At 60.2% G+C, this 19,325-nt stretch carries 17 protein-coding genes; 13 read left to right on the top strand and 4 right to left on the bottom strand.

Annotation, left to right across the window (positions count from 1 at the left end):
* Position 1: 1 nt before the first annotated feature.
* The 5 genes from rpiB to FO488_RS09140 all read left to right on the top strand — a co-directional run bounded on the left by rpiB (position 2) and on the right by FO488_RS09140 (position 6,276).
* Positions 2-454 (top strand): ribose 5-phosphate isomerase B, encoded by a 453-nt coding sequence (rpiB, locus tag FO488_RS09160; RefSeq protein WP_149210280.1) that lies wholly within the window; start codon positions 2-4, stop codon positions 452-454.
* A 118-nt stretch (positions 455-572) separates the two neighbouring features.
* Positions 573-1,820 carry a serine hydroxymethyltransferase gene (glyA, locus tag FO488_RS09155; protein ID WP_149210279.1) on the top strand — a complete coding sequence of 416 codons (1,248 nt, stop codon included), beginning with the start codon at positions 573-575 and terminating at the stop codon, positions 1,818-1,820.
* A 136-nt stretch (positions 1,821-1,956) separates the two neighbouring features.
* Positions 1,957-3,003: a flavodoxin-dependent (E)-4-hydroxy-3-methylbut-2-enyl-diphosphate synthase gene (ispG, locus tag FO488_RS09150; RefSeq protein WP_149210278.1), complete on the top strand. Its 1,047-nt coding sequence runs from the start codon at positions 1,957-1,959 to the stop codon at positions 3,001-3,003.
* Between the two features lie 220 nt (positions 3,004-3,223).
* On the top strand, positions 3,224-4,945 hold the full coding sequence (locus FO488_RS09145) for a proline--tRNA ligase (protein WP_149210277.1): 1,722 nt from the start codon (positions 3,224-3,226) through the stop codon (positions 4,943-4,945).
* 23 nt (positions 4,946-4,968) lie between these two features.
* Complete coding sequence (locus FO488_RS09140; RefSeq protein WP_149210276.1) at positions 4,969-6,276, top strand: phenylacetate--CoA ligase family protein; 1,308 nt, start codon at positions 4,969-4,971, stop codon at positions 6,274-6,276.
* Positions 6,277-6,375: 99 nt separating this feature from the next.
* Here FO488_RS09140 and FO488_RS09135 read toward each other — a convergent pair whose 3' ends face one another.
* A complete protein-coding gene (locus FO488_RS09135) occupies positions 6,376-6,852 on the bottom strand; it encodes a methylglyoxal synthase (RefSeq protein WP_149212134.1) in 477 nt (158 codons plus the stop codon).
* Between the two features lie 206 nt (positions 6,853-7,058).
* Here FO488_RS09135 and FO488_RS09130 point away from each other — a divergent pair, with 206 nt between their 5' ends.
* The 7 genes from FO488_RS09130 to amrB all read left to right on the top strand — a co-directional run bounded on the left by FO488_RS09130 (position 7,059) and on the right by amrB (position 13,288).
* A complete protein-coding gene (locus tag FO488_RS09130; protein ID WP_149210275.1) occupies positions 7,059-8,498 on the top strand; it encodes a PAS domain S-box protein in 1,440 nt (479 codons plus the stop codon).
* A 140-nt stretch (positions 8,499-8,638) separates the two neighbouring features.
* Positions 8,639-9,322, top strand: coding sequence for a site-2 protease family protein (locus FO488_RS09125; RefSeq protein ID WP_149210274.1), 684 nt, complete (start codon positions 8,639-8,641; stop codon positions 9,320-9,322).
* Between the two features lie 149 nt (positions 9,323-9,471).
* The gene (gene trpS / locus FO488_RS09120) at positions 9,472-10,458 is read left to right on the top strand and encodes a tryptophan--tRNA ligase (protein ID WP_149210273.1); all 987 of its coding nucleotides are present in this window, start codon (positions 9,472-9,474) and stop codon (positions 10,456-10,458) included.
* Between the two features lie 28 nt (positions 10,459-10,486).
* The gene (locus FO488_RS09115; protein ID WP_149210272.1) at positions 10,487-11,302 is read left to right on the top strand and encodes a ScpA family protein; all 816 of its coding nucleotides are present in this window, start codon (positions 10,487-10,489) and stop codon (positions 11,300-11,302) included.
* 12 nt (positions 11,303-11,314) lie between these two features.
* A complete protein-coding gene (gene mscL / locus FO488_RS09110) occupies positions 11,315-11,752 on the top strand; it encodes a large conductance mechanosensitive channel protein MscL (RefSeq protein WP_149210271.1) in 438 nt (145 codons plus the stop codon).
* A 91-nt stretch (positions 11,753-11,843) separates the two neighbouring features.
* Entirely contained in the window at positions 11,844-12,458 is a 615-nt protein-coding gene (gene scpB / locus FO488_RS09105) for an SMC-Scp complex subunit ScpB (protein ID WP_149210270.1), read from the top strand.
* Positions 12,459-12,484: 26 nt separating this feature from the next.
* Entirely contained in the window at positions 12,485-13,288 is an 804-nt protein-coding gene (gene amrB, locus FO488_RS09100; protein ID WP_149210269.1) for an AmmeMemoRadiSam system protein B, read from the top strand.
* Here amrB and FO488_RS09095 read toward each other — a convergent pair whose 3' ends face one another.
* Positions 13,289-13,909, bottom strand: a complete 621-nt coding sequence (locus FO488_RS09095) for a DUF2269 family protein (RefSeq protein WP_149210268.1) — start codon at positions 13,907-13,909, stop codon at positions 13,289-13,291. It lies immediately after the preceding gene.
* A gap of 418 nt (positions 13,910-14,327) precedes the next feature.
* Between FO488_RS09095 and FO488_RS09090 the strand changes: the two genes are divergently transcribed.
* Positions 14,328-16,865 carry a bifunctional aconitate hydratase 2/2-methylisocitrate dehydratase gene (locus FO488_RS09090; RefSeq protein ID WP_149210267.1) on the top strand — a complete coding sequence of 846 codons (2,538 nt, stop codon included), beginning with the start codon at positions 14,328-14,330 and terminating at the stop codon, positions 16,863-16,865.
* A 115-nt stretch (positions 16,866-16,980) separates the two neighbouring features.
* On the opposite strand, the gene FO488_RS19405 is transcribed toward FO488_RS09090, so the two are convergent.
* Together FO488_RS19405 and FO488_RS09085 are read right to left on the bottom strand one after the other, a co-directional pair.
* On the bottom strand, positions 16,981-17,145 hold the full coding sequence (locus tag FO488_RS19405) for a hypothetical protein (RefSeq protein ID WP_168205957.1): 165 nt from the start codon (positions 17,143-17,145) through the stop codon (positions 16,981-16,983).
* A gap of 131 nt (positions 17,146-17,276) precedes the next feature.
* Positions 17,277-19,316, bottom strand: a complete 2,040-nt coding sequence (locus tag FO488_RS09085; RefSeq protein ID WP_168205956.1) for a bacteriohemerythrin — start codon at positions 19,314-19,316, stop codon at positions 17,277-17,279.
* Positions 19,317-19,325 lie beyond the last annotated feature (9 nt).

Raw genomic sequence — 19,325 nt, 5'->3', positions numbered from 1 at the left:
CATGAAAATCGCACTGGGAAGCGACCATGGCGGCTTTGGCCTGAAACAATCCCTTATCCCCTTCCTGCAGGGGAGGGATATCCAGGTTGCCGATGCCGGCACCAATTCAGAGGACTCGGTGGATTACCCCGATTTTGCCGAACGGGTGGCGCTTCTGGTCGCCCACGGCGAGGCGGATGCCGGCATTCTGGTCTGTGGGACCGGTATCGGTATCTCCATTGCCGCCAACAAGGTGCCCGGCATTCGCGCCGCCCTGGTGACGGATGCCTTCATGGCCCGTATGTCCAAGGAGCACAACGACGCCAATGTTCTGGTGCTGGGGGGCAGGGTGATCGACGAAGCCACCGCCCGGGAGTTGGTTGCCGCCTGGCTGGACGCCTCCTTTGAGGGGGGGCGGCACCAGAAGAGGCTGGACAAGATCGCCCGATTGGAACAAAAATACCGTTGCAGTTGAGAGCCTCCCGGGTGCATGATTACTAAAAATATCGACAGCGGGACTTGACCTCAAGTCCCGCTCCCTCTTTTTCAACCCCCTGCTGACTGAATCCATCCCATGAAGGAGTAGATACGCCATGTCGATTCTCGACCAATTTGACCCCCAGGTTGCCGCAGCCATTCGTCACGAGACCGAACGCCAGGAGTACAACCTGGAGCTGATCGCTTCGGAAAATTTCGTCTCCGAGGCGGTACTTGAGGCCCAGGGAAGCATCCTGACCAACAAATACGCCGAGGGCTATCCGGGCAAGCGCTACTATGGCGGCTGCGACCAGGTGGATGTGGTCGAGAACCTGGCGATCGAGCGCGCCAAGGAACTGTTCGGTGCCGAGCATGCCAACGTCCAGCCCCACTCGGGCTCCCAGGCCAATATGGCGGTCTATTTTGCCGCCTGCAAGCCGGGCGATACCATCCTGGGCATGAACCTGTCCCACGGCGGCCATCTGACCCACGGCAGCCCGGTCAACTTCTCCGGGAAACTGTTCAATATCGTACCCTACGGCGTTTCCCCCGAAACCCAGACCATCGATTACGCCGAGGTGGAGCGCCTGGCCGAACAGCACAAGCCGAAAATGATCGTGGTCGGCGCCAGCGCCTATCCCCGCATCATCGATTTTCCCGCCTTCCGCGCCATTGCCGACAAGGTGGGGGCGGTGGTCATGGTGGATATGGCCCATTTCGCCGGCCTGGTGGCGGCCGGGGTGCATCCCAGCCCGGTCCCCTATGCGGAGTACGTGACCACCACCACCCACAAGACCCTGCGCGGCCCGCGCGGCGGCATGATCCTCTGCCGCGGGGAACTTGCCAAGGGGCTGAATTCCCAGATCTTCCCCGGTATCCAGGGCGGCCCGCTGATGCACGTCATCGCCGCCAAGGCGGTGGCTTTCAAGGAAGCGCTCCAACCGGAGTTCAAAGTCTATCAGCAGCAAATCGTGAAGAACGCCCAGGCCCTGGCCCAGGCCCTGGTGAACAAGGGCTTCAAACTGACCAGCGGCGGCACCGACAATCACCTGATGCTGGTTGATTTCTCCGGCACCGAGACCACCGGCAAGGCGGCCGAGGAGGCCCTGGACAAGGCCGGGATCACGGTCAACAAGAACACCGTTCCTTTTGAAACCCGCTCCCCGTTCGTCACCTCCGGTATCCGGATCGGGACACCGGCAGCCACGTCCCACGGCCTGAAGGAAGCGGAAATGGAACAGGTAGCCACCTTTATCGCCGACGCCGTGGCCAGTATCGGCAACGATGAGAAGCTGGCGGCCATCAAGGTGCAGGTCAACGCCATGATGAAGCGGTTCCCGCTCTATGCCAACCGGCTGAAATAGGAAAGGGACCGTTACTTTTCCTGTCAGGACCCGTCGGACAACCGACGGGTCCTTTTTATTGAATGTGGGAGCAGTAGCGCCTGATTCTCTCGACTTCCTTGACTTTGTTCCCGCTCTTTGGCTAGTATGCCAAGTTATGAAAAAGCTAACCAGACAGATACGAGTCGGATCGGTCCCCGTGGGTGGCGGCGCCCCCTGCGCGGTCCAGTCCATGTGTTCCACCGATACCCGGGACGTCTCCGCCACCCTGGCCCAGATTGCCGCACTGGCTGCCGGCGGCTGCGAGATCATCCGCTGCGCCGTGCCGGACATGGATGCCGCCGTGGCATTGGGCAGGATCAAGCATGAAAGTCCCATCCCGGTTATCGCGGATATCCATTTCGATTACAAGCTGGCTCTCCAGGTCCTTGAAGGGGGCATAGACGGGCTGCGGCTCAATCCGGGCAATATCGGCGACAAGTGGAAGGTGGGTGAGGTGGTCAAGGCGGCGGCTGAGCGTCAGGTGCCCATCCGCATCGGCGTCAATGCCGGTTCTCTCGAAAAGGAATTGCTGGAACGCTTCGGTCATCCCACGGCCGAGGCCATGGTGGAATCCGCCCTTGGCCATGTGCGTATTCTGGAGGAGCTGGGCTATCAGGAGATCAAGATATCCCTCAAGGCGTCTGATGTGATGAAAACGGTTTCCGCCTATCGGCTGCTCTCGGAACGGGTGGACTACCCCCTGCACATCGGCATCACCGAGGCCGGGACCATCTTTTCCGGAACGGTCAAGTCCTCGGTCGGTCTCGGCATCCTGCTGGCCGACGGCATCGGCGACACCATGCGGGTTTCCCTGACCGGCGACCCGTTGGACGAGGTCAGGGTGGGGTACGAGATCCTGAAGAGCCTCGGCTTGCGCCAGCGCGGCGTCAACTTTGTTTCCTGCCCCACCTGCGGCCGCTGCCAGATCAACCTGATCAAGGTTGCCGAAGAGGTGGAACGCCGGCTCCAGGGGGTGGACAAACGGATTACGGTCGCAGTCATGGGGTGCGCCGTCAACGGCCCCGGAGAGGCCCGCGAGGCGGATGTGGGTATTGCCGGTGGAAAAGGGGAGGGGCTCTTGTTCCGTAACGGCGAGATCGTCCGCAAGGTGCCGGAAGACAAGTTGGCCGACGCCCTGCTCGAAGAGATCGATAAACTCTGAAAATCTGAACCGTTCTCTCACCCGCTCACTATTTGTTCGCTCAAGCTCACAGAGGCACGGAGAAAATCGGAATACCAAGAATAAGCAGGCGTTTTTGAGAGTAAACCAAAATTCATAACGGTTTTTCTTGTCTTTTTCTCTGTGCATCTGTGAGCTTTGTGAGAGACCGCCTTTGGCGTTTTGGAAGTAAAAATGTACTATACCATCCTCTGAGGTGACAATGCTCTATTCCCGTTATTTCATTCCTACTGTCAAGGAAACCCCCTCCGACGCCGAGGTCGTATCGCACCAATTGATGCTGCGCGCCGGCATGATCCGCAAACTGGCGGCCGGCATCTATAATTACCTCCCCATGGGGTTGCGCTCCATCCGCAAGTTCGAGAACATCGTCCGGGAGGAGATGAACCGGGCCGGGGCCATAGAGATGCTCATGCCGAGCGTCCAGCCGGCCGAGTTGTGGCAGGAGTCGGGGCGCTGGACCTTTTACGGCAAGGAGCTCTTGCGTTTCAAGGATCGCAAGGATGGGGAGTTCTGCATGGGGCCGACCCATGAAGAGGTCATCACCGACATGATCCGCCGCGAGATCAAGAGCTATCGGCAGATGCCGATCAACTTCTACCAGATCCAGACCAAGTTCCGCGACGAGATCCGTCCCCGTTTCGGCCTCATGCGGGGTCGCGAATTCATCATGAAGGACGCCTATTCGTTCGACGTGGACAGCAACGCCGCGGACGAGTCCTACGACCGCATGTATCAGGCCTATGTGCGCATCTTCGAGCGCTGCGGGCTGAATTTCCGTGCCGTTGAGGCGGATTCGGGCACCATTGGCGGTTCGTTCTCCCATGAGTTCATGGTTCTGGCGGATTCGGGCGAGGATGCTATCGCCTCCTGCAACTCCTGCCGTTATGCCGCCAACGTGGAAAAGGCCGAGGCGCGGCCGCTGCCCCCGGGGGCGGCCCAGGAACTCCTGCCGTTGGAGAAGATCCCGACGCCGGACATGAAAACCATTGCCGATGTGGCGGCCTTCCTGAAGCTTGCCGCCGACAGGACGGTCAAGACCCTCGTGTACGCCTCGGGCAGCGGCGAGTTCGTCATGGCGCTGTTGCGGGGAGACCATGAGCTGAACGAGATCAAACTCAAGAACAGCCTGGGCTGGGACGAGATCGAAATGGCGACCGAAGAGGCAATCCTGCGCATCACCGGATCGCCCATCGGCTTCCTCGGCCCGCTGGGACTCAAGGAGAAGGTACCGGTCATCGCGGACCTGGCCATCGAGGGCATGGTCAATGTGGTCATGGGCGCCAACGAAAAGGATATGCATTTCACGGGTGCCAACCTGGGACGGGATTTCTCGGTCGAGCGCTTTGCCGATATCCGCATGGTTGTGGCCGGCGATGCCTGTCCCCGCTGCCAGGAGGGAAAACTGGAGATGTGGCGTGGCATCGAGGTGGGGCATGTCTTCAAACTCGGGACCAAGTATTCCACCGCGCTCAATGCCACCTACCTGGATGCGGACGGCAAGGAACAGGTCATCTTCATGGGATGCTACGGCATCGGCATCGGCAGGACGGTGGCCGCGGCCATCGAACAGAACCACGACGAGAACGGCATTATCTTCCCGCTGCCCCTGGCACCTTTCCACTGCTCCGTCGTGGCCCTCAACGCCAAGGATAGCGGCGTCATGACCGCAGCCGAAGAAATCTACTCCAAACTGCAGCAGTTGGGGGTGGAGACGCTGTTCGACGACCGCGACGAGCGGCCTGGCGTCAAATTCAAGGATAACGACCTGATCGGCATCCCGTTGCGCATCGTGGTCGGCAGCAAGGGGCTGGCCGAAGGGAAGGTCGAGGTCAAGATCCGCAAAACCGGCGAGGTGCTGCTGCTGCCGGTGGAAGAGGGCATTGCCAGGATCAAGCAGCTTGTGGATGCGGCCCTGGCCTGAAATCAAACTGTTATGAGGTTGTGATGCAGAACATTATTTGGGACCCCCAGCATGAATGCATGCCTCGGGACGAGATCGAACAACTCCAGCTCGAACGGCTCCAGGCGACCCTGAACCGCGCCTATAAGAACGTAACCTGCTACCGGACGAAGTTCAACGAACGGGGCATCGTCCCCGAGGACATCACCTCCCTGGCGGATTTGGCAAAGCTCCCCTTTACCACCAAGGAGGATCTGCGGCTCAATTACCCCTACGGGATGTTTGCCGTGCCGCTCAGGGAAGTGGTCCGCATCCATTCGTCGTCGGGCACCACCGGCAAGCCGACGGTGGTGGGATATACCAAGAACGATCTCAAGATCTGGTCGAACCTTGTGGCCCGCTTCATGACCGCGGCCGGCGTCACCCCGGACGACGTGGTACAGATTGCCTTCGGCTACGGCCTGTTCACCGGGGCCTTCGGCCTGCACTACGGTTCGGAAACCATCGGGGCCGCCGTTATCCCCATGAGCGGCGGCAACACCGACAAGCAGATCATGATCATGCAGGATTACAAAAGCACGGTTCTGGTCTGCACGCCCAGCTATGCCGTCAATATCGCCGACCGCATGGAAAAGATGGGCATCGATCCCAAGACCTTGTCCCTCAAGGTGGGGCTGTTCGGCGGCGAGCCCTGGTCCGAAGCCATGCGCCGGGAGATCGAGTCGCGCCTCCACCTAAGCGCCACGGACAATTATGGCCTGTCGGAGGTCATCGGCCCCGGCGTCGCGGGGGAATGCCGCTGCAAATGCGGCATGCACATCTTCGAGGACTCCTTCATCCCGGAAATCATCGACCCCGAGACCTGCGAAGTGCTGCCGCCGGGAAGCGTGGGCGAACTGGTACTGACGACCATCAGCAAGGAGGCCTTTCCCATGATCCGCTACCGGACGCGGGACATCACCAGCCTCGACTATGACGTCTGCGAATGCGGCCGGACCATGGTGCGCATGAAGAAGACCATGGGCCGTTCCGACGACATGCTGATCATCAAGGGGGTCAACGTCTTTCCGTCGCAGATCGAAGAGGTGCTGGTGGCCATCGAGGGGTGCGAGCCCCATTACCAACTGGTGGTTGACCGTAAGGGTGCCATGGATACCCTTGAGGTCAGCATCGAGGTCACGGAGCATATCTTCTTCGACGAGATGAAAAAGCAGCGGGCCTTTCTGGAGATGGTCGAGAAGAAGATCGACACGGTGCTGGGTGTGGGGGTCGCCGTCAAACTGGTCGAACCCAACAGCCTGCCGCGCAACGAGGGGAAGGCCAATCGCGTCATCGACAGGCGCCGGTTGTGAGGGTCTGATACGTTTCTTCCCTTGTGCAGCATAGAAATACAGGCGGGTCATGTATAGAGGTACACATGACCCGCTTTTTTGCGGGCAAGAAGTGGTTGTTCAAATTCCCGGTGAATTATGGAAACGGTCCCGGTACTCCTTGAAGTCGGGGATGGTCCGTTTATAGCCCGACGACATGAGGGGCGATGAAATAACCAAATCGGCCGTGGTGCGGTTGCATGCCACGGGAATGTTCCAGACAACCGCAATCCGCAGGAGCGCCTTCACATCCGGGTCGTGAGGTTGTGGTTCCAGCGGGTCCCAGAAAAAAATGATCAAATCGATTTCGCCTTCGGCAATTTTGGCACCGATCTGCAAGTCGCCGCCAAGAGGGCCACTTTGATACTTGGTGATAGGGATACGGAGCGCTTCCTCCAACAGTGTGCCCGTAGTCCCCGTGGCGCACAGTTTGTGCTGAGCCAGCAAGTCCCTGTTAAATAGAGCCCATTCGATGAGATCATGCTTTTTATTGTCATGTGCGACAAGAGCAATCCGTTTGCACGGAATGATGCCCTTATCCTTTGGCTGCTTAGTCATTTCACCCATGCCTCCTCTTCTTCTTTGTATTCCCTGCATACCAGCATATTTTGGCCATATTTGCCAATGAAAAGTATTGTTGCGCTTAGTTTGTTTGCAGCTAAACATGGACAGGTCAGCTTTATTTGGTATACTGTGACAACATAATAAAATTTTTTAATTTAACGTCAAGTCCTCTGGGTGGTGTACGCCGGCAAGGTGGCGTCATGAAAAGGGTTCTCGAAAAAGCGGATCGCCGCGACCTGCTCAAAATCATCGCAATCTATGGGATTTTCAGCTGCCTGTGGATCTATTTCTCCGACACGGCCCTGAGCCTCGTCATCACCGATCCCGGCACATGGGTGCATCTCTCCGTTTTTAAAGGCTTTTTCTTCGTCGTCATTACCGGCGCCCTCCTGTACCAACTTATCAGCCGCTACCTCCTGGAATCCAGACGGCTGAAAGAGACGATAAAAAACAGGGACATGCTCTTCAGCCTTCTCTACGAGGGGATGATGGACGCCTTTGCCAGCGTCGACATGGACGGCGGAATTCTGCAATACAATGAGGTCTTTCGCGCCATGCTCGGATACGGGGCGGAAGAACTGCGCACCAGGACCTACGAGGATCTCACGCCCGAAAAATGGCATGCCATGGAGCGGAGAATCGTCGTGGAACAGGTTATCCCCCGCGGGTATTCCGATGTGTATGAAAAGGAGTACCGGCGGAAAGACGGTTCGGTCTTTCCCGTAGAGCTGCGGACCCAACTCATTCGCGACGACCGGGGAAACCCGTTCGCCATGTGGGCGATCGTCCACGACATCACGGAGCGGAAGCGGGCACAGGACACGCTCTCGCAAAAAAGCCTCCAGCTTGAAGAACTCAACCAGTCCCTTGAAAAACGGGTGGCGGAAACCGTCGTCGAGCTCCGCCAGAGGGACCAGATGCTGTTCCAGCAGAGCCGCCTGGCGGCCATGGGAGAGATGGTCAACAACATCGCCCACCAATGGCGCCAGCCGCTCAACAACGTGGGGCTCATCGTACAGAATCTGCACATCGCCCACCAATCGGGGGAACTCACCGGGGAGGAGTTCGACCGGGAAGTTGCCGGCGCCATGCAGATCATCCACCACATGTCCGCCACCATCGACGACTTCCGCAACTTCTTCCGGCAGGATAAGGACAAACGCCTGTTCTCCGTCGCCAAGGCCGTGCACCTGGCTGTCGGGCTCATCTCCGCAGCCTTGAAGCATGGCGGCATTACGGTGGAACTGCACCTCGAAGAAGATGTCACGGCCTTCGGCTACAAGAACGAATACGCCCAGGTCCTGCTCAATATCGTCAGCAACGCCAAGGATGTCCTGCAGGAGAGAAGGGTCGAAGACCCCCGGATCGTCATCCGGGCCTTTCGGGATAACGATCGTTCGGTCGTCACGGTGCATGATAACGGCGGCGGCATCGGCGAAGACATCCGCAGCAGGATTTTCGACCCGTACTTTACCACGAAGAGCCCGGACCAGGGCACCGGCATCGGTCTGTTCATGTCGAAGATGATCATTGAAAAAAACATGGCCGGCAGACTGACGGCGGCAAACGCGCAGGGCGGCGCCGAGTTCAGGATCGAGTTGCCGGTGGGGCCCAGTTGCGTCGAAAAAACAGCGACCTGAACCGAGACGTGGGACGGGAGGCGGGGGCGACGGCGGTTTGTGGCGGGATTTTCCCGCCTTTTCCATTTTTTGCTCCAATTGACTTTACCCGGCCACTCTGTTAGAAAGACAGACGGTTTATCAAGTTTAAAAGGATGTTCATGGAAAATTTCCTCTTCAAGCTCTCCGTCATGCTCGTGCCGGGCATGCTGGCCATCGTCTGCCACGAGGTATCCCACGGTTTCGTCGCATGGCGTTACGGCGACCCTACGGCGCGCATGCTCGGCCGGCTGACTCTCAACCCGTTCAAGCATATCGATATCATCGGCACCCTGATGATCTTCTTCATCGGCATCGGTTGGGCCAAGCCGGTCCCGGTGACCTTTTCCAATCTGCGCAACCCCAAGCGGGACATGATCTGGGTGGCGGCGGCCGGGCCCATAACCAATCTCGTTCTGGCGACCGTTTCCGCCTTTATGCTGCGGGGGGTAGTGGCCGTCGATAACTCGATGGTTCCGCAGGGGTCGCCCCTCTCCATGCTGGTTGAGCCGGTTGCCCTCATGTTGGCTTTCTCGGTCTACATCAATCTGCTGCTGGCGATCTTCAACATGATCCCGGTGCCGCCGCTCGACGGCGGCAGGGTGCTGGTCGGGCTTCTCCCCTATCGCCAGGCGGCGGCATGGGCTCGCATCGAGCCGTATGGGATGGTGATCATCATCGTCCTGGTATTTTTTACGAATGTCTTTTCCTATGTCATTTCGCCTATTCTCAACGTGGGGGTCCATGTGCTGGCCGGACCCCAGAGCGGCTTGGTGTTGGGCGTCACACGGCTCATGATGCGTTAGATTACGGGAAACTGCCTTTTTATTCCGGGCCTGCACTACTCAGGACCTTTTGAGTGACGCCGCGGCGTTATGCTTCCGCATAATGCCGCGACAACCGTGCCGGACCGGAAGCTCATGGTTTCCACACTATAACTTCTGGGAGCACGAAAATGGGTACACAGCAGCGTATTGTCAGCGGCATGCGGCCGACCGGGAAACTGCACATCGGCCATTATCACGGCGTATTGGAGAACTGGGTCAAGATCCAGGACTCTTTCGACTGTTTCTTCTTTGTGGCGGATTGGCACTCGTTGACCACGGAATACGCCGACACCGCCGGTATCCGCGACAGCATCCACGAGATGGTGCTGGATTGGGTCGGCTTCGGCCTCGACCCGGCCAAGAGCGTCGTGTTCCGCCAAAGCCTGGTGCCGCACCACTCCGAGCTGAACCTGATCCTGTCCATGATCACGCCGGTCTCCTGGCTGGAGCGTAACCCGACCTACAAGGAGATGCTGGACAACCTGGAGGCCAAGGACCTTTCCACCTTCGGCTTCCTGGGCTATCCGGTGCTTATGGCGGCCGACATCATCCTCTACAAGGCCACCCGGGTGCCGGTGGGGCACGATCAGCTGCCGCACTTGGAGATCACCCGCGAGATTGCACGACGCTTCAACTATCTGTACGGCAACGTCTTTCCCGAGCCCGAGGCGCTTTTGACCGAGACGCCCAAACTGCTCGGCCTCGATGGCCGCAAGATGAGCAAATCCTACGGCAACTCCATCTACCTTTCCGACACGGCCGAGGACACCACCAAAAAGGTCCTGTCCATGATGACCGATCCCGCCCGGGTCCGAAAAAGCGACCCCGGCGACCCCGACGTCTGCGTGGCGTTCAACCTTCACCGCATCTACGTGCCCCAGGAAAAGCTGGACGAGATCATCCCGGCCTGCCGCAATGCCGCCATCGGCTGCGTGGAGTGCAAAAGAATCCTGGCCGAGTGCATGAACGAGCGGCTGGCGCCCTGCCGGGCACGGCGGGCAGAACTGGCCAGCCAGCCCGATTTTGTCAACGACCTGCTGGTGGACGGCAGCCGGCGGGCTTCGGAGGTGTCCGACAGCGTCATGGCCGAAGTCCGCGACGCTCTAAAGATTTGATCGTGGCCCTGGAACCGGTCTACCGCCGATGAATCCGACCCGGGAGGAAAACCCCACGCTGCTCGACGGCTTCCGCGATGGCTACAGCGTTCATCTCGACAAGTTCGACGGGCCGCTGGACCTGTTGCTGCACCTGATCCGCAAGAATGAGGTGGATATCTGCGACATTCCCATTGCGGACATCACCCGCCAGTACCTGGACTACATCAAATTGATGAAGGTGCTCAACCTGGATGTGGCCGGCGATTTTCTGCTGATGGCCTCCACGCTGTTGCATATCAAGTCCCGCATGCTGCTGCCGCCGGATGAAGAGGAGGAGGGCGAGGAAGAAGAGGGGGACCCCCGGGCCGAACTGGTGCGGCGATTGCTGGAGTACCAGCAGTACAAGGAGGCCGGCATGGTCATTGGGGCCCGGGCGCTTCTGGGGCGTGAGGTGTTCGCCCGCGCCTGCCCGGAACCGGCGCTGGCCGCGGCCCGGGCCGAAGAAGGGCCGCTGGAGGTGTCGCTGTTTGAGCTCGTGGACGCTTTCCGGGCCCTTCTGGCGCGCATTCCGGCGGAGAGTTTCCATGATGTCGCCCCGGGCGATTCCCTGAGTATTGCCGACTGCATCAATGAAATACTTTCCCTGCTCCAAGATCGTGATACACTTCAATTCGATGAACTCGTCAAGGACGAGTTGACCCGGGAACGGGTCATCGTCACCTTTCTGGCCCTTCTGGAATTGTGCCGCCTCAAACTGATCCGCATCTTCCAGAGTGGGGAGTACGGCGCCATCTGGTTCGTTCCCGCCGTTGTTCCGGGACCGGAGGGCGAGGGGGAAGAAGCTGTTCAATCCACTGCATAAAGGAGGTACGACATGCTGAAAGAGTTCAAGGAATTTGCACTCAAGGGCAGTGTTATCGACCTGGCGGTCGGCATCATTATCGGCGCGGCTTTCAACAAGGTGGTGCAATCGCTGGTGACCGACATCATCATGCCGCCGGTCGGGCTCCTGGTCGGCAAGATGGATTTTTCCTCGTTGTTCATCAATATTTCCGGGAAGACCTACGAGACCCTGGCCGAGGCCAAGAAGGCCGGTGCCGCCACCATCAATTACGGACTCTTTATCAATACCCTCGTGGACTTCACCATCATGGCCTTCGTGGTCTTTCTCATGGTCAAACAGATCAACCGTTTGCGGCGTGAGGGAACACCCGCCCCAGCCACCACCAAGGATTGTCCTTTCTGTCTGTCGGCGATACCGCTTGCGGCGACCCGCTGCTCGCACTGCACGTCAACAGTCGAGCCCCAGTAGCGGGCAGAAAAAGTGTGACGTTTTGTGTTTTTTCAGTGAACCCCTGTGTTTCAGCGGCTCTGCGGCCTGACTTCCGTTGCAAGGTTTAACCATGTCTTTGCCTGCCATTATCGAAAGTATCATCTTTGCCGCCGATGCGGCCCTGTCCCTCGACCGGTTGTGCGAGATGCTGCCCGAATACGAACGCAACGACATCAAGGCCGCTTTGGCGGAACTAGCCGAATTCCACGAGGGGCGGGGAGGGGGCTTCGGGCTCGCGGAGGTTGCCGGTGGCTGGCAGTTCAGGACCCACCCGGTATTGCAGGAATACGTGCTCCGGCACATAAAGACCAGGATCGCGAAATTCTCCCAATCGGCCCTGGAAACCCTGGCCATCATCGCCTACCGCCAACCGCTGACCCGGGCCGAGGTGGAGCACCTGCGCGGCGTCGATTGCGGCGGCGTCCTCAAGTCGCTTCTGGAGAAAAAGCTGGTCAAAATCCTCGGCAAGAAGGATATTCCCGGCCGGCCGCTGATCTATGGAACATCGAAAGAGTTTCTTGAAGTATTCGGTCTTAAAGACCTGAAAAGCCTGCCAACTTTGCGGGAGATCCAGGCTCTTGACGAGGCTCCCCGGTTTGAACGCCAGGAGGAGCTGCCGCTGGAGCCGGACCAGGCGGCCCCCATGGCCGATGACAGCTCTCTTCCTTTCGACGGACCGGAATAACAGGGGATAAATGCAGGGGGTGCGCCATGCAGCGTCAAGCGGCGGTTGCGGGACAGTTCTATCCCGGCATGCGGGAACAGCTTCGAACCGTTCTGGACGGGCTGGTCCCGCGGGTGGCGGAAAAGCGGCGCGTTCTGGGCATCATCGCGCCCCATGCCGGTTACATCTATTCCGGGGCCATTGCCGGCACGGTCTATGGCCAGATCGCCATGCCTTCCTCCGTATTGATCATGGGTCCCAATCACCACGGCGCGGGAGCGGCCGCCGCCCTCTATCCCGAGGGCGAATGGCTGACCCCGCTCGGCGCCATTGCCATCGATTCCCGCCTCACCGCCTTGCTGCAGCGGCACGTCCCCTTTGTTGAGCCCGACAGCAGCGCCCACCGTTTCGAGCATTCCCTCGAGGTCCAGGTTCCCTTTATCCAGCATGTGCGTTCCGATGCCGCCATGGCGGCGCTCTGTCTCGGCCACGGCGACTTTTCGGCGGTGCGGGAGATCGGCAGGGGGATTGCTGCGGCAGTACGGGAATACGGTGAGGATGTGCTGATCGTAGCCAGCTCGGATATGACCCATTATGAAACGGCCGATTCGGCCCGGCGCAAGGACGAGTTGGCGTTGGCGCGGGTGCTGGCCTTTGATCCGGAAGGCTTGCTGAAGGTTTGCCACAGCGAGCACATTACCATGTGTGGCGTGATTCCGGCGGCGGTCATGCTGGTGGCGTGCCGCGAACTGGGGGCCACCCGGGCCGAAGTGGCCGCCTATGGCAACAGCGGCGCGATTACCGGCGACACCAATCAGGTGGTGGGGTACGCGGCGGTTTCGGTATGGTAGTCAGGGGAAACGGTTCGCATTGAGCGAGCGCCGCGCCGTGGCCGCAACCCAGGCGTGCAGGCGCAGGGCCTTTCTGGGGACGCCGAGGGGCACGAGTTGCCGCAGTTCGTGTTCGCCCGGCAACAGTTCCAGATCTGGTTTGAAGATGGATACGGCCACCAGCAGGACCAGGGCGCCGATCTGCAGGGAAACAGCAACGATTCCTTTGTGGAACAGCTGCTGGTAATCGATGCTCTGGGCGGCATTGTCCCGGAGGATGTCCGCAAAATGCGCCAGATCCCGCATCCAGGGATTGAGGTAGGCCACCCCCACGTAGATGGCGGCCAGGGTCCCCACCCACTTCATGATTACCCAGCCATGCTTGAAAAAACCCCATTTGGACGTAAGGCAGAGCAGCGCTCCGCTCAAAAGCGACAGGGCGGCAGCCGGCCCGATGAGCATGTCGTCGATGGTCGTGATGGCGGAATTGAAGGCGAACAGCTCGTCGCCGTTGATGGTGCGGCGGTCATTGTTGAGGATTATCATAACGGCCGAGACGCCGCCGATCCAGGCGCACGAAGCAAAGGTATGAAGGGTCCTCAGCAGGAGCTTGACCTTGTGGCTGTAGAGAAACTGCATCATGCGGCACGTCCCTTCCTCGGGGCAGACATCGGATGTGACTCATTCAGGGTTGTTAATGAGCAAGGACAGTGCCCAGATTTGATGCATACGGTTTACGGTTTAACCACCCGGCATCACAGTGCTTTTATTTTGTATATGAATATCTTGTTTTCAACATAAAGAGACAATAATGGCACACAGATAAGCGCAACATCCGATTCCGCAATGGGCGCCAGGCGGTTCAAGGTGGCGGCAGGGTTGGCTTTTGCTGTTTTCGACAATTTTTGAGACATATGTGGCACATATTGTTTGAGGCGGTGCCGGGTCTGTAACCAATTGACATTGGCCGATTTGAAGTGTATACAGTATGCATTTTACCGGTGAGGCAAACTTGTTACGGCACAACGACCGCAGTATATATCCCAAAGGAGGATGTCAGATGATCGAAGCCTATGTAGCTCACGAAAAAGAACGGGCGGCCCAGGGAATCCCCGCCTTGCCGCTCACTCCCGAACAGACCGCCGAGCTGTGCAAATTGCTGGTCAAGCCCCCCAAGGGAAAAGAGAAGTTCCTGCTGAACCTGATCACCAACCGTGTTTCCCCGGGCGTTGACCCGGCCGCCAAGGTCAAGGCCGAATTCCTGGCCGAGATCGTCAGCGGCAAGAAAAAGTCCCCGCTCATCGACCCGGTCGCCGCCATCAAGCTGCTCGGCACCATGATCGGGGGCTACAACGTGGCCCCGCTGGTGGCAGCCCTGAAGGACAAGAAGCTGGCCGACGAGGCCGCCACGGCGCTCTCCCACATCACCCTGGTCTACGATGCCTTCGACGAGGTTGCGGCGCTGGCCAAGGCCAAGAATGCCGCGGCCGCCACGGTGCTCAAATCGTGGGCCGACGCCGAGTGGTTCACCAACCGCACGGGCGTGCCCGAAACCATCAAGGTCAAGGTCTACAAGGTGGACGGCGAGATCAATACCGACGACTTCTCGCCGGCCGGCGACGCCTGGAGTCGTCCCGACATCCCGCTGCACTCCCTGGCCATGGGCAAAACCCGCTTCAAGGACGGCCTTGCCACCATCGCCACGTTCCGCAAGGAGGGCTTCCAGGTGGCCTTTGTGGGCGACGTGGTCGGCACCGGTTCTTCCCGCAAGTCCGCCTGCAACAGCGTATTGTGGGCCATCGGCGAAGAGATCCCCTACGTGCCCAACAAGAAGACTGCCGGCGTGATCATCGGCGGCGTCATCGCCCCGATCTTCTTCAATACCGCTCAGGACTCCGGCGCCCTGCCGCTCAAGGCGGACGTGACCGGCATGAAGACCGGCGACGTGATCGTGATCGATACCAAGAAGGGGGTCATCACCGACGAGAAGGGGAAGAAGGTCCTCTCCAAGCTGACCATCGCCCCCAACACCGTGCCCGACGAATTCCGCGCCGGCGGCCGCATTCCGCTGATCATCGGCCGCGCCGTGACCGACAAGGCTAGGAAGGCGTTAGGCCTTAAGCCGACCACGGTCTTCACCCTGCCGGACAATCCCAAGCCCAAGGCCAAACAGGCCTACACCCTGGCCCAGAAGATGGTCGGCCAGGCCTGCGGCGTGGCCGGCATCCTGCCCGGCACCGCCTGCGAACCCAAGATGACCACCGTCGGCTCCCAGGACACCACCGGCCCCATGACCGCCGACGAATTGAAGGAATTGGCCTGCCTCAAATTCCAGGCCCCCCTGTATATGCAGTCCTTCTGCCACACCGCCGCCTATCCCAAGCCGGCCGACGTCAAAATGCACAAGACCCTGCCCGGCTTCACGGCCGAGCGCGGCGGCGTGGCCCTGCGTCCCGGTGACGGCGTGATCCACTCCTGGCTGAACCGCCTGCTTCTGCCCGATACGGTCGGCACCGGCGGCGACTCCCACACCCGGTTCCCCATCGGCATCTCCTTCCCGGCCGGTTCCGGCCTGGTGGCCTTTGCCGGCGCCATGGGCTTCATGCCGCTGGACATGCCCGAATCGGTCCTGGTGCGTTTCAAGGGCAAGCTCAATCCCGGCATCACCCTGCGCGATGCGGTGAACGCCATTCCTTACTGGGCCATCAAGCAGGGTCTTCTGACCGTGCCCAAGAAGAACAAGGTCAACATCTTCAATGGCCGTATCCTGGAAATGGAAGGCTTGCCCGACCTGACCGTGGAGCAGGCCTTCGAACTGACCGACGCCGCTGCCGAGCGCTCGGCCGCCGCAGGCTGCATCCAGCTCTCCGAGAAGTCCATAGCCACGTATCTGAAATCCAACGTGGCCCTGATGAAGAAGCTGATCGCCGATGGTTACCAGGACAAGAAGACCCTGCAAAACCGCATCAAGGCGGTTGAGGCCTGGCTCAAGAAGCCGAGCCTGCTGAAGGCCGACAAGGGGGCCGACTACGCGGCCGTGATCGAGATCGATCTGGCGGACATCAAGGAGCCGATCCTGGCCTGCCCCAACGACCCGGATGACGTCAAGCTGCTCTCCGAGGTGGCCGGCGACAAGATCCAGGACGTGTTCCTCGGTTCCTGCATGACCAACATCGGCCATTTCCGCGCCGCAGCCGAAATCTGGCGGGGCCAGAAGTTCAATCCCGAGGTCCGCACCTGGATCTGCCCGCCGACCCGCATGGATCAGCAGCAGCTCAAGGACGAGGCGTATTTCTCGGTCTTCAGCGCCTTCGGCGCCCGCATCGAGATTGCCGGCTGTTCGCTCTGCATGGGCAACCAGGCTCGCGTGCCGGACAAGTCCCACGTCTACTCCACCTCGACCCGCAACTTCGACGATCGCATGGGAGACGGCGCGCGCGTCTACCTCGGTTCCGCCGAGCTGGGAGCGGTGACGGCCGTTTTGGGCAAACTCCCCAAACCGGCGGAGTATATGAAGATCTACCAGGAGAAGATCGAGCCGAACAAGGAGAAGATCTACCGGTATCTGCAGTTCGACGAGATGCCCGAATACAAGTAGATTTTTTCGGGAAAATGCGTGCGGCCGCAGGGCCGACGGCGCACCTGCCCCCCGTTCCGGCCTGCCGGGGCGGGGGGCACTCTTTTTCGGTGCCGGGCTCCGGCAGGATCGAGGATCAGTCCTGGCTGCGCCGCAGCCTCAGTACGAACAGATAGGTGATGAGCAGAAAGGGGAAGGCCGAAAAGGAAGCCGCCAGATTGCCGGCAAAGAGCTGCCAGGTCGCAAAGGCAACCAGGCAAAGGACAAAGAGCAGCAGGATGGTCACGCCGAGCTTATTCATGTGGTCCGCCGGTGCGGCGGCGGGATTGCCATGCACCCCACCCGCCGAGCCGCCCCTGCCGACCGTCCGGATGGGCAGCAGGCAGGGGACTGGGCCGCAGCCTCGTGGCAGGCACCGGACAGGTGCCGTATTTACGAGCGTTTCTTCTCAAATTTATTCAGGGTGGGGCCGTAACGTTTGTCGAGGCCCTGGATGTGATTGACCAGCCAGCTTTTCAGGAAGCTCATGACCTCCTGGCCCAGCGCAGTGCCGGCGCGGTACTTGCCCTGAATCTCCGTAACCTGCTGCACCAGGGCCTCATGGGCGCGCTTCTGCTCATCGTATCCCCCATACCCCGCGTCCTGCATCAGGCGCTCCTCGTGGGAAAAATGGGTTTTGGTGTAGGCGACCAGTTCGTCCAGAATGGTGCCGATGGCATCCTGGCCCCGGCCGGAGCGCATGGCGCCGTACAGGTTGTTGATGATTTCGATCAGGCGCTGGTGCTCCTTGTCCATGGCGGGGACGCCGACGCTGTAGCTGGCGCTCCAGTCGATCAGGTTGCCGGATGCGGCCAGCTTGAATTGTCCCACCAGCCGTTGCAGTTCGTCCGAAAGGCGGGAAAGCTGCTGGGCGGTGGTGGAGGTGTTGCGGGCGCCTTCCACCGTATTCTGGGCCACATTGGTGATCTGGTGGATATTGGTGCTGATTTCGCCGGTGGTGGCGGTCTGCTCCTCTGCGGCCGTGGCGATCTGCTGCACCTGGAGGTTCACCGCGTTGATCTCGTCCTGTATCCGCCGCAGCGCCTCGCCCGAGCGGGCCGCCTCTTCGGTCCCCTGTTCCACCTCGGCGACCCCTTCTTCCATGGCGGACACCGCGGTCTTGGTTTCCTGCTGGATGGCCTTGATCATCTGGCCGATCTCCCGGGTGGCCTTGGTCGTCCGTTCCGCCAGGGCGCGGACCTCATCGGCGACAACGGCGAACCCGCGCCCCTGTTCCCCGGCCCGGGCGGCCTCGATGGCCGCGTTGAGGGCCAGGAGGTTGGTCTGGTCGGCAATGTCCTCGATGGTGCCGACGATGGCGCCGATCTCGTCGGAACGTTTCCCCAGGGCCTCCACGGTGGTGGCCGAAGATTGGACCCGTTCGGCGATGCGGTGCATGACGGAGATGGAGCTTTCCACCACGCCGGCGCCGTGGTCGGCAGCCTGGTTGGCGCGCTGGGCGCTTTCCGCCGCAAGCTGGCAGTTCTGGGCGATGTCCCCCGAGGTCGCCGACATCTCCTCGCTCGCGGTGGCCACGCCGATGGACTGGGCCGCGACCTCTTCCGCGCCGAAGGCCATCTTTTCCGCATCGGTCTGCATTTCCGACGACGAGTTCGAGATCTGGGCGGACGAGTCGGCCAGGGTGCCGATCATCTCCCGCAGGCTGTTGACCATCTTTTCGAAAGAGCGCGCCAGGTGCCCGACCTCGTCCTCCGAATCGACCCGGACCTGGACCCCCAGGTCCCCGGTGGCGATATGCTCGGCGTCGGACGCTAGGCGGCGCAGCGGTGAACAGATCGTCCTGACGGTGACCAGGGCGAGCACGACGCCGATGACCAGGCCGACCAAGACGAGCACGATGATCCAGGTGCGGGTTAGGGACGCCACTTCGTGCACCTGTTTGACGCCGTCATCCGCTTCCTTCTGGTTAACGACCTGCTGATCGCCCAGGATCCGGTTCACCCGGTCATACAGCTTCTTCCCCTCGCCGCGGGTCTGTTTCTGCGCGTCCTCAAGGTTGCCGCCCCTGATCAGTTCCAGCACCTTGCGGGTGGAAGCCGTATATTCCTGCCAGGCCGAGTCGAAGGAGGCGATCTGCTTCTTTTCCCCATCGGTCAGGTCGAGTTTGTCATAGCTCTGCCGGGCCGTTTTCAGTTCGTCCTGCATCTTGACCATACGGTCGCTGTAGCGTTTGAAGTCCTCGTCCGTATTCGGCAGGTAGAACTGCAGTTCCGAGCGCCGGTAGGTGTCCACGGTGTTCCGCATCTGCGCCAGCAGCGATACGCTGGGCATGAGGTTGCGCCCCATGTCGTCGGCCACCCCGGTTACGCTCGATAGCCTCACGATGGACAGGATGCCGACCAGGATCATCAGAACAAGGATTGTGGCGACCGTACCGAGGATTTTCGTGCCGACGCTGACGTTTTTGAACATGGTGCCTGC

This window comes from Geobacter sp. FeAm09, assembly GCF_008330225.1.
Classification (GTDB): domain Bacteria; phylum Desulfobacterota; class Desulfuromonadia; order Geobacterales; family Pseudopelobacteraceae; genus Oryzomonas.
The sequence above is the reverse complement of the archived record's forward strand: the minus strand, read 5'-3'. Positions and strand labels throughout refer to the sequence as shown.

Bases quoted from the DNA above. Each gene is read 5' to 3' on its own strand.
- ispG (WP_149210278.1), top strand. From the start codon at position 1,957: ATGAAAAAGCTAACCAGACAGATACGAGTCGGATCGGTCCCCGTGGGT.
- FO488_RS09125 (WP_149210274.1), top strand. From the start codon at position 8,639: ATGGAAAATTTCCTCTTCAAGCTCTCCGTCATGCTCGTGCCGGGCATG.
- FO488_RS09130 (WP_149210275.1), top strand. From the start codon at position 7,059: ATGAAAAGGGTTCTCGAAAAAGCGGATCGCCGCGACCTGCTCAAAATC.
- FO488_RS09095 (WP_149210268.1), bottom strand. From the start codon at position 13,909: ATGATGCAGTTTCTCTACAGCCACAAGGTCAAGCTCCTGCTGAGGACC.
- scpB (WP_149210270.1), top strand. From the start codon at position 11,844: ATGTCTTTGCCTGCCATTATCGAAAGTATCATCTTTGCCGCCGATGCG.
- rpiB (WP_149210280.1), top strand. From the start codon at position 2: ATGAAAATCGCACTGGGAAGCGACCATGGCGGCTTTGGCCTGAAACAA.
- FO488_RS09145 (WP_149210277.1), top strand. From the start codon at position 3,224: ATGCTCTATTCCCGTTATTTCATTCCTACTGTCAAGGAAACCCCCTCC.
- FO488_RS09085 (WP_168205956.1), bottom strand. From the start codon at position 19,316: ATGTTCAAAAACGTCAGCGTCGGCACGAAAATCCTCGGTACGGTCGCC.
- FO488_RS09115 (WP_149210272.1), top strand. From the start codon at position 10,487: ATGAATCCGACCCGGGAGGAAAACCCCACGCTGCTCGACGGCTTCCGC.
- FO488_RS19405 (WP_168205957.1), bottom strand. From the start codon at position 17,145: ATGAATAAGCTCGGCGTGACCATCCTGCTGCTCTTTGTCCTTTGCCTG.
- FO488_RS09140 (WP_149210276.1), top strand. From the start codon at position 4,969: ATGCAGAACATTATTTGGGACCCCCAGCATGAATGCATGCCTCGGGAC.
- FO488_RS09135 (WP_149212134.1), bottom strand. From the start codon at position 6,852: ATGACTAAGCAGCCAAAGGATAAGGGCATCATTCCGTGCAAACGGATT.
- FO488_RS09090 (WP_149210267.1), top strand. From the start codon at position 14,328: ATGATCGAAGCCTATGTAGCTCACGAAAAAGAACGGGCGGCCCAGGGA.
- trpS (WP_149210273.1), top strand. From the start codon at position 9,472: ATGGGTACACAGCAGCGTATTGTCAGCGGCATGCGGCCGACCGGGAAA.
- amrB (WP_149210269.1), top strand. From the start codon at position 12,485: ATGCAGCGTCAAGCGGCGGTTGCGGGACAGTTCTATCCCGGCATGCGG.
- glyA (WP_149210279.1), top strand. From the start codon at position 573: ATGTCGATTCTCGACCAATTTGACCCCCAGGTTGCCGCAGCCATTCGT.
- mscL (WP_149210271.1), top strand. From the start codon at position 11,315: ATGCTGAAAGAGTTCAAGGAATTTGCACTCAAGGGCAGTGTTATCGAC.